Origin of the sequence: Pseudofrankia coriaricola (genome assembly GCF_001854805.1) — a bacterium.
Classification (GTDB): Bacteria; Actinomycetota; Actinomycetes; order Frankiales; family Frankiaceae; genus Pseudofrankia.
On sequence record NZ_MBLO01000260.1, the window covers coordinates 19,674 to 28,250 of the forward strand.

Below are 8,577 nucleotides of genomic sequence, written 5' to 3' on the forward strand. Positions count from 1 at the left end.
ATACGGCCGCTGTCTCGGTGCCCGTTCGCCGACGTGCCGCCGCGAACCTGAACTGTGGCAGATCACCCTGTCTATGGACTTGCCCATCTGACGCGATCCGGCAAGCCACCAGTGAAGCGTGTTGGATGGCCCAGTCTCTGGACTGGGCCATCCAACACGAAACCCGGGACGGCGCCGCTCAGGAGGCGTCGTCGCGGCGGGCCAGGCCGTGGAGCACCTCGCGGTAGGGGCGTTTGCGGTCGGGGCTGGGCTCGCGGGGGAGGCCCAGGGTGCGTTCGGCGGCGATGTTGCGCTGGATCTCGTCGGTGCCGCCGTAGATCGAGGAGGCACGGGCGAACAGGAAGGCCTTGGCGAACTTGCCGTCCGCCGCGGCATCCGGCCCGGCGAGCAGGCCGCCGGCGCCGAGGATGTCCAGGCCGATCTCGGCCGAGAGCTTGGTGATCCTCGTCTGCGCGATCTTGCCGGTGCTCGCGACGGAGGCGCCGGCGGCCGCGTCGCCGGCGGCGGCCTCGGCCCTGGCGCGGACGGCGTTCCACTGGCCGACCTGCAGGTAGCAGTGCAGCCGGGCGAGTTTCTGGCGGATCGCCGGGTCGTCGGCCCTGCCGTGCTCGCGCGCGAGCTCGACCAGGTCGGCGAACGTCACCACCATGCCCTCCGACGGGCGCAGCCGCGCCGCGTCGCCGGCCTTCATGCCGAGCACGCCGCCCTTGGGCCCGGGCGGTGGGAAGCCGGCGTGGGCGCCGCCGGCGCCGATGCCGGTCCGCTCGAAGTGCAGCGTCGTGTTCGCGGCCATCCAGCCGTTGCCCTCGCCGCCGACGAGGTCGTCCGCGGCGACGACCGCGTTGTCGAGGAAGACCTCGTTGAAGACGGCGTCGCCGGTCATCTCGCGCAGGGGGCGGATCGTGACGCCCGGCTGGTCGAGGTTCAGCGCGAACCAGGAGATGCCGGCGTGCTTGGGGACGTCGAAGTCGGTGCGGGCCAGCAGCATGCCGTAGTCGGCCTCACGGGCCTGGCTGCTCCAGACCTTCTGGCCGTTGATGATCCAGCGGTCGCCGTCGCGCTCGGCGCGGGTGGTGAGCCCGGCGAGGTCGGAGCCGGCGCCGGGCTCGCTGAACAGCTGGCACCAGGCGAGCCGGCCCTCGAGGATCGGCGGCACGTGCCGGGCGATCTGCTCTGGCGTGCCCACCGTGAGTATCGTCGGCGCCGCCATCAGCAGGCCCAGCCCGCCGGGCGGCTGCAGCGCGCCGAAGGCGGCGAAGGTGGCCCGCACCGCGCGCCCGGCCCGCTGCGGCAGCCCGCGACCGCCCTGCTCGGCGGTGAGGTGCGGCGCGGTCCACCCGGCGGCGGCGACCAGTCGCCACCACTGCTCGACGGACAGCTGCGGGTCCCAGTGCTCGGCGAGCCAGGCCTGGACCTCGGCCCGCGGGCCGGCCTGGGAGTCCTCGTCGGCGGCGGCGGCGGTGCTCATGAGTGGCTGGCCCCCAGCAGGTCGACGCAGTTGTCCCGCATGATCTTGCGAATCTCGTCGTCGGTGAAGCCGTCGAGCTCCTTGTAGAAGTCCGTCGGCTCGGCGAGGCCCTCGCCGTGCGGCCAGTCGGAGCCGAACAGGATGCGCTCGACGCCGATGAGGTCGGCGAGTTTGCGCAGGTCCTCCTCGTAGTAGGGCGTCACCCACAGGTGCGCGCGGAGGACGTCGAGCGGGTCCTCGGCGAAGGCCCAGGGCGTCTGGTTCGCCTGCTTGCGCAGCCGCTTGACCAGCAGCGCGACCCAGTCCGAGCCGTTCTCGATGCTGGCGACGCGCAGGGTGGGGTGGCGGGTGAAAACGCCGTCCACGACGAGGGACGCCAGCGTGTCGTGGATGGCGCGGTCGGCGACGAGAACGCGGGTGAGCACGCTGATCTGGCCGTATCCCTGGAACCGCTCGGTGCCGCCCCATGCTCCGGTGGAGGCCTCGTAGCCGCTGTCGCCGAGGTGGAAGGCGACCGGGATCGACGCCTCGGCGAGCCGGGCCCAGACCGGGTCGTACAGCTTGTCGCCGAGCGAGCGCGACCTGCCGTAGGGCGCGGGGACCGGCGCCGGGCGGACGTGGACCATGCGCGCGCCGCGCGCGAGCAGGCGGTCGACCTCGGCGACGGCGGCGGCGGGGTCGGCCAGCGACAGCATCGGCACGCCGATCAGCCGGTCGCGGTAGTCGAAGCCCCAGTCCTCCTCCAACCAGCGGTTGAAGGCGTGCAGGCTCACCATCGTCGCCTCGATGTCGCCCTTGAGCGCCTCCTCGACGCCACAGCCCAGCGTCGGGAACAGCAGCACCGCGCCGAGCTCCTGCTGCTCGACCAGGTCCGCGCGCACGTCGCGGTCGCGGTATTCCGGCCGCAGCGGCTCGACCTTCATCAACGACCGCGGGTCGACGCCGTCCGGGATCTGGCCGCGGAACAGCGGGTCCAGGCAGCCGGGCACGATGATCGGGTCGAACGTCGGGTTCGGGATGAAGCGGTTGACCTGCCCGCCCATGAGTAACTGTGTGCGTCGGCCCGCCTGGACGACCTGGACCCCGCGCTGCGCGAACTTCTTGTCGAGATGACGGGTGAACGCGTCGAGCGGCTCGTAGTAGTGGTTGTCGGCGTCGATTGGCTTCGAGCTCGTCATTGCCTTCCTCAGCTGGGAAGTGGTGCTTTCATTCAGGAAAAGTGTGGCTTTCCAACAACTGGGACTGTACGCTGACGCGCTCTGGTCGGCCAGCCCGGAAGGGAACGGCGCGGCTGGCGTGGCCGCCATCGGCTGCCCTTTCCGCGAGGCGGTCCGGATGGCGGATCGTCGGGCGGCGCCCGGCGGCGGGCGTGACACGATGAGACAGACCCCGGTGGGCTGGTCGGACCACCCTGCCTCGCCTACCCGCATCAGCCTGGGAGTGTTCGTGGTCGCGAAGAAAGGTGCGCGCCCTCCTCGGGAGAAGCCGCAGCAGATCGCCGACGAGATCCGCTCGCTCATCGTCAGCGGCGAGCTCGCCGACGGAGACCTGATCGGCCGCGAGCCGGAACTGGTGGAGCGGTTCGGTGTGTCCCGGCCGTCGCTGCGGGAGGCGCTGCGCATCCTGGAGGCCCAGGGCCTGATCTCGGTGGAGCGTGGCGTTCTCGGCGGGATCTTCGTGCGCCAGCCGGACGAGCGGCTCACCGCCCGTACGGCCGCCCTGCTGCTCCAGGCCCGGGGCGTGCCGCTCATGGATGTCTGCGCGGCGCGCACGCTGCTCGAGCCGCTCGCGGCCCGGCGCCTGGCGCAGTCGCCACAGCGGCAGGCGGCCGGCGCGGAGCTCGGCGGGCTCATCGACCGGGAGGAGGAGTCGCTCGCGGATCCCGACGAGTTCGGCCGGGCCAACGCCCAGTTCCACGAGAGGCTGCTGGCACTGGCGGGGAACCAGACGCTCACCATCGTCGCCGAGATGCTGAACGAGATCGTGGCCCGCGCCGTCACCGCGCTCAGCCGCGCCGAGGACACCACCGGCTCCCTGGCCACCCGGCGGCGGGGCGTGCGCTCCCAGCGGCGCCTCGTCGAGCTCATCCAGGCCGGCGACGGCCAGGCCGCCGAGGAGCACTGGCGGTCGCACATGGCCGTCGTCGACAAGGTCATGCTCGGCGCCCAGGCAGGGACGGTCGTCGACCTGGTCCACCACTACTGACGGCGCCGGGCGCGCCGCCGGGCCGGCGGCGCTCATGACGGGACTGGCCGTCACCACGCCGCCGCCGCCGACGCCGGCACCGGCACCGGCACCGGCACCGGCACCGGCACCGGAGCCCACCTCCGCTTCCGCCGCCGTCAAGACGATCGTGGTCGTCGGCGGAGCCGTCACCGGCATTTCCAGGCAGGTTGGCGCTTCTCGACGAACGCCCGCGGGCCCTCCTTGGCGTCGTCGGTGCGTACGACCCGTTCCCGGAACGCCTCGCCCATGATCTCCGCCTCGCGTAGCGGCAGGTCGCGGCCCTGGCGGATGGCCAGGCGCGTGCCGCGCACGGCCAGCGGCGCGTTGCGGCACACGATGGCCGCGAGCTCCAAGGCCCGCTCCAGCAGCCGGTCGTGCTCGACGACCTCCGAGACCAGCCCCAGCTCGTAGGCGCGCGCCGCGCTCATCCGCTCGTGGCGGCCCATCAGCGCCATCCGCATCGCGATGTTCGTCGGCAGCGCCCTGGCCAGGCGGACCACCTCGCGGCCCGAGACGAGGCCGATGCTGACGTGCGGGTCGAAGAACTCGGCCCGGTCCGAGGCGATGACGATGTCGCCGGTGGTGACGAGGTCCATCCCCGCGCCGCAGCACAGCCCGTTGACGGCGGTGAGGATCGGCTTGGTCATGGTCCGGAACGGCGGGGTGCCCTCCTGCGGCGCCTCCCACTGCGGGAACGTCGACAGATATGGCTCGTCATAGACGACCCGGCCGTCGTCCGGGATCTCGGTGACGTCGGCGCCGGCGCAGAACGCCCGCCCGTTGCCCGTGACGACGAGAATCCAGACGTCGTCGTCCGCCTCGGCGTCCGTGTACGCCTGCCGCAGCTCGCGGATCATCTCGGGGGAGAGGGCGTTGAGCCGGTCCGGCCGGTCGAACGTGATCGTCGCTATCCGGTCGCGGACCTCGTACTGGATGGTCTCGTATCCCATGGCGGCAGCCTCCCGCATCGTTACGTCGTCGGGTCCGTTCGCGAGTCCGCGACGAGACCGCCGTCGCCCACCCGGTCCGGCCGGACTCGTGGACCAGCCCCACGGCCTGGAAATCTCACGGTTCTAACTGTCAAGCGACACCGTCGGGCGCGCCTCGTCCTGGTGAGCCGTCAACTCAGCCCAGCCACCGCCAGCGACAGCGCATTGGCGCACCACCAACGCGACCACCTCCCGACCCCGACCCAGACCCGCGCCGGCCATACACCTCAACCCGGAACCAGGCCGCTGGGGCGCTCAGTGCCCTAGCGCTGGGAGAAGACGTGGCGGCCCTTGATCATGGGGAGGTCGAGGAAGGTCCGGATGCCAGGTGCGGCCGCGCAGACCGGGGCGATGGCGTGGACGGCGTGCATGGCGGTGCCCAGGCAGCCCTGGTCGTTCTCGTCCTCGCCATGGATGGCGATCTTGGCTTCCAGCACCATCGAGGGGCTGCCTTCGACGGTGACCTTCCAGCCGCGGCCGGTGGGCCAGTCCGGAGCCTGCCCCTCGCCTACGCGGGTGATGTGCTCGACCGTCAGCGCGGGGCGGCCGCCGATGACGGCGGTGGCCGAGAAACGCTGGGCGCTTACAGTTCCGGCCTCGACGCGGCCGGCCTTGATGTCGAAACCGCTGTCGGCGAGCGCCACCTGGCGGTCGTAGACGAAGTCGTCGATCGTGGCGCCCAGCCCCTCGGCGACCAGCAGGAGCGGGGCGCGGAACACGGAACCGGCCAGCACCGGATCCGCCAGCGGCACGGGAGCGTCGGGCGCCCGGCCGAACCCCATGATGTCGAACATCATCCCGGGGCTGTCGTAGGACGAGTAGTCGAGAAGCTCCTGGACCAGCAGCGTGTCGATCCGCTCGAACAGGGCCGACATCGTCAGCGGCAGCACCTCCGCGGCCCAGCCGGGCTCGATGCCGGTCGCGTGGAAAGACGTCCCGCCCGCGGCGCACGCCTCCTCCAGCCGCGCGGCGACCGCCGGCTCCAGGCTCGCCGGGTAGATGAGGCTGGTGACCGCCGTGGAGACGACGTTCCTGCCGGCGGCGAGCAGCCGGCAGATGTCGTCCAGGGCGCCCGCCGGGTTCATCTCGCCCTGGGCCATGTACAGCACACAGTCGGCGTCGAGCGCGACGATCTCGTCGGGGTCGTTCGTGGCGGTCACGCCGATGGGGCCGAGGCCGGCGATCTCGCCGACGTCACGGCCGGTCTTGGCGTCGCTGTAGACGAACGCGCCGGCCAGCTCGAGGTCGGGGTGGGCCTGGACCGCCCGCACCGCATGCCGTCCGACGGCTCCGGTGGCCCACTGCACGACGCGAAGCACCGCCCACCTCCTGCTCCCGGGCCACTCTGTTCCCAGGTCACTCCGCCGCGCCGCCTGCCGGTCCGGCTCGCTCGAAAATATCTAGATCTAACGGCGCGCGCAACGACGGGGTTGCGCGGTCCGGAGCAGGCCAGGGTGCGGAGGATCGGCAAAACATCTAGATAGTAAGACGGCGTCTCGATAGTATCTGGCCGGCTCGGGTGCACCCACGGAGAGACGCCGCCCGGCCGGGGGCGGCCGCGTCTGCCCGGCACCGGGGGGACGCGCCGGTCAGCGCCGCGCACCGTCGACCCCGAAGGGACAAGCCATGGACGACTCCTCGACGATCGGTGACTTAGCGAGGGACGTGCCCCGGCCGCGCCGGAGGCGCGGGCCCCGGTGGATGACGGCTGTGGCCGCCGCCGCGGTGCTCGCGGTCTCGGCGGCGGCCTGCGGCGGCGACGACGGGAAGGACGCCGCGCCGGCCGTGCCGACCGACGCCGCGGCTCTGGGCCCGGCGCAGCCGGCCAGCGGCACCCCCGTCAAGGTCGGCGTGATCAGCGACGGGAAGGCGCCAGCCCTCGACAACTCCATCCAGCTGTCCGCCGCGGACGCGGTCACGAAGTTCCTCAACGACCATCGCGGCGGCCTCGGCGGGCGGCCCATCCAGCTGGTGACCTGCGAGACGCATTCCGACCCGGGCGCCGCCGCCGACTGCGCGGCCCAGCTCGTCCAGGCGAACGTGGCGGTGACCGTGCTCGGCGAGACGTCCAGCCTCGGGAACGTGTGGAAGCCGCTGCACGACGCCGACATCCCGATGTTCATCTACGGCACCACCGAGCAGAACGCGCTGCTCGACAAGGACCGGACGTTCGTCATGGTGAGCCCGTCGGCCGGGCTGTCGGACCAGCCGATCAGCGTCGCCAAGGAGAACAAGCTCACCAAGGTGGCCGTTGTCGTCATAGACGTGCCGCAGGCCACCGCCTTCTACGACGCGGTCGGCAAGGCCGTCTTCAAGGACGCGGGGATCGACCTGACCGTCATCCCCGTCCCGCCGGGCACCGCGGACATGACCCCGCAGCTGGCCAGCATCAAGACCGGTGAGACCGAGGTGCACGTCATCGGCAATGACAGCTTCTGCATCGCCGCGTTCCAGGGCCTGCGTGCCATCAACTTCACCGGGCCGATCAGCGCTCTGTACAGCTGCATCACCGACGCGACGCGCAAGGCGGTCGGCTCCTACCTGAAGGGCGTGGTCCTGTCCACGCCGGTCGCGGACGGCGACACGGGCAACGCCGACATCAAGCAGTGGCACGCCATCGTCGACACCTACGCCAAGGGAAAGATCGACCTGTCCAACTCGATGGGTTTGACGATCTACATGACGATGATGGGGCTGCGGGAGGCGCTCGACGGGTTCACCGGCGAGCTGACCCCGACCGTCATCGCCGACAAGCTTCACTCGATGCCGTCCAAGCCGGTGCCAGCGGGGCCAGGCCTGAACTTCCGCTGCAACGGCAAGGCGGTTCCGCTGACGCCCGCGGTCTGCGTGCGCGGCGCGCTGCTGACCACACTGGACGCGAAGGGCCAGCCCACGCTTCCCTACCGTCCGGCCGGTGTGTCCCCGATCGAGGACTGAGACAGGCCCCGGCTTCCACAGACCCCCGGCAGCCCCTGGCTCCCACCGAGAAGACCTGGAGAGGACCCTGATGGCGTCCACGCTCGTCGAGCGGCACGACGGTCTCGTCACCGTCACCTTCAACCGCCCGGAGAAGAAGAACGCGCTGAACGCGGAGAACTGGGGCGACCTCGACCGGATCCTCACCGAGGTCGCGGTGAACCCGGAGGACCGGGCGCTGCTGCTGACCGGCGCCGGCGGCAACTTCTCGTCCGGCGCGGACCTGTCGCCGGGCGGGAACACGAGCGGGCTGACCGGCCACGGCCGGCAGCCGATCCTTCATGAGATGCGGATCGTCGGGGAGATCATCAACCGGCTGCACCGGCTGCCCAAGCCGACGCTCGCCGCCGTCGACGGGGTGTGCGTGGGGGTTGCGTTGGGGCTCGCGCTCGCGTGCGACCTGGTCGTCGCGAGCGAGCAGGCCCGGTTCTGCGAGGTGTTCGCCCGGCGCGGCCTTGCGCTCGACGGCGGCACGTCGTGGACGCTGCCCCGCCACGTCGGGCTGCGCCGCGCCAAGCAGATCGCGTTCTTCGGCGACATCGTCGAGGCGGGCGACGCGCTGGCCTGGGGCATGGTCAACGAGGTGGTCCCGGCGGACGACCTGCCGAAGGTCGCGGCCGCCTGGGGCCGCCGGCTCGCCGCCGGGCCGACGACGACGCTCTCCCTCATCAAGCGCCAGCTCGACGCGAGCGGCTCGCTCACCTTCGAGCAGGCCGTCGAGGACGAGGCCCGCTCCCAGCACATCGCCTACACGACGAAGGACATGGCCGAGGGCATCCGCTCCTTCCTCGAGCGCCGCGACCCGCGCTTTACTGGCAGCTAAAGGGCCAAAGGAGGTGCGAAAATGCTCTTCGTTCGCACCTCCGGAGGCCCCTGTCACCGGAAGCACTAGAGGGCCAAAGGAGGTGCGAAAATGCT

General features: G+C 71.5%; 7 protein-coding genes. 3 read left to right on the forward strand and 4 right to left on the reverse strand.

Annotation, left to right across the window (positions count from 1 at the left end; all coding sequences use genetic code 11):
• Positions 1-178: 178 nt before the first annotated feature.
• Both BCD48_RS39275 and BCD48_RS39280 read right to left on the reverse strand, forming a co-directional pair.
• Positions 179-1,468 (reverse strand): acyl-CoA dehydrogenase family protein, encoded by a 1,290-nt coding sequence (locus BCD48_RS39275; protein WP_071053474.1) that lies wholly within the window; start codon positions 1,466-1,468, stop codon positions 179-181.
• Entirely contained in the window at positions 1,465-2,646 is a 1,182-nt protein-coding gene (locus BCD48_RS39280) for an amidohydrolase family protein (protein ID WP_071053475.1), read from the reverse strand. Before BCD48_RS39280 ends, BCD48_RS39275 begins: the two co-directional genes overlap by 4 nt.
• A 268-nt stretch (positions 2,647-2,914) precedes the next feature.
• Here BCD48_RS39280 and BCD48_RS39285 point away from each other — a divergent pair, with 268 nt between their 5' ends.
• Entirely contained in the window at positions 2,915-3,673 is a 759-nt protein-coding gene (locus BCD48_RS39285; protein ID WP_071053484.1) for a FadR/GntR family transcriptional regulator, read from the forward strand.
• Between the two features lie 167 nt (positions 3,674-3,840).
• Here BCD48_RS39285 and BCD48_RS39290 read toward each other — a convergent pair whose 3' ends face one another.
• Together BCD48_RS39290 and BCD48_RS39295 are read right to left on the reverse strand one after the other, a co-directional pair.
• Positions 3,841-4,644, reverse strand: coding sequence for an enoyl-CoA hydratase/isomerase family protein (locus BCD48_RS39290; RefSeq protein WP_071053485.1), 804 nt, complete (start codon positions 4,642-4,644; stop codon positions 3,841-3,843).
• 302 nt (positions 4,645-4,946) lie between these two features.
• Entirely contained in the window at positions 4,947-6,002 is a 1,056-nt protein-coding gene (locus BCD48_RS39295; protein WP_071053476.1) for an NAD(P)H-dependent amine dehydrogenase family protein, read from the reverse strand.
• A gap of 382 nt (positions 6,003-6,384) precedes the next feature.
• Between BCD48_RS39295 and BCD48_RS39300 the strand changes: the two genes are divergently transcribed.
• Both BCD48_RS39300 and BCD48_RS39305 read left to right on the forward strand, forming a co-directional pair.
• Positions 6,385-7,620 (forward strand): ABC transporter substrate-binding protein, encoded by a 1,236-nt coding sequence (locus tag BCD48_RS39300; protein WP_071053477.1) that lies wholly within the window; start codon positions 6,385-6,387, stop codon positions 7,618-7,620.
• A gap of 70 nt (positions 7,621-7,690) precedes the next feature.
• A complete protein-coding gene (locus BCD48_RS39305; RefSeq protein WP_071053478.1) occupies positions 7,691-8,482 on the forward strand; it encodes an enoyl-CoA hydratase/isomerase family protein in 792 nt (263 codons plus the stop codon).
• Positions 8,483-8,577: the final 95 nt, after the last annotated feature.

What these genes read in the sequence shown, in the direction of transcription:
- BCD48_RS39275 (WP_071053474.1), bottom strand. Translation starts at nt 1,468, where the DNA reads ATGAGCACCGCCGCCGCCGCCGACGAGGACTCCCAGGCCGGCCCGCGG.
- BCD48_RS39280 (WP_071053475.1), bottom strand. Translation starts at nt 2,646, where the DNA reads ATGACGAGCTCGAAGCCAATCGACGCCGACAACCACTACTACGAGCCG.
- BCD48_RS39290 (WP_071053485.1), bottom strand. Translation starts at nt 4,644, where the DNA reads ATGGGATACGAGACCATCCAGTACGAGGTCCGCGACCGGATAGCGACG.
- BCD48_RS39300 (WP_071053477.1), top strand. Translation starts at nt 6,385, where the DNA reads ATGACGGCTGTGGCCGCCGCCGCGGTGCTCGCGGTCTCGGCGGCGGCC.
- BCD48_RS39305 (WP_071053478.1), top strand. Translation starts at nt 7,691, where the DNA reads ATGGCGTCCACGCTCGTCGAGCGGCACGACGGTCTCGTCACCGTCACC.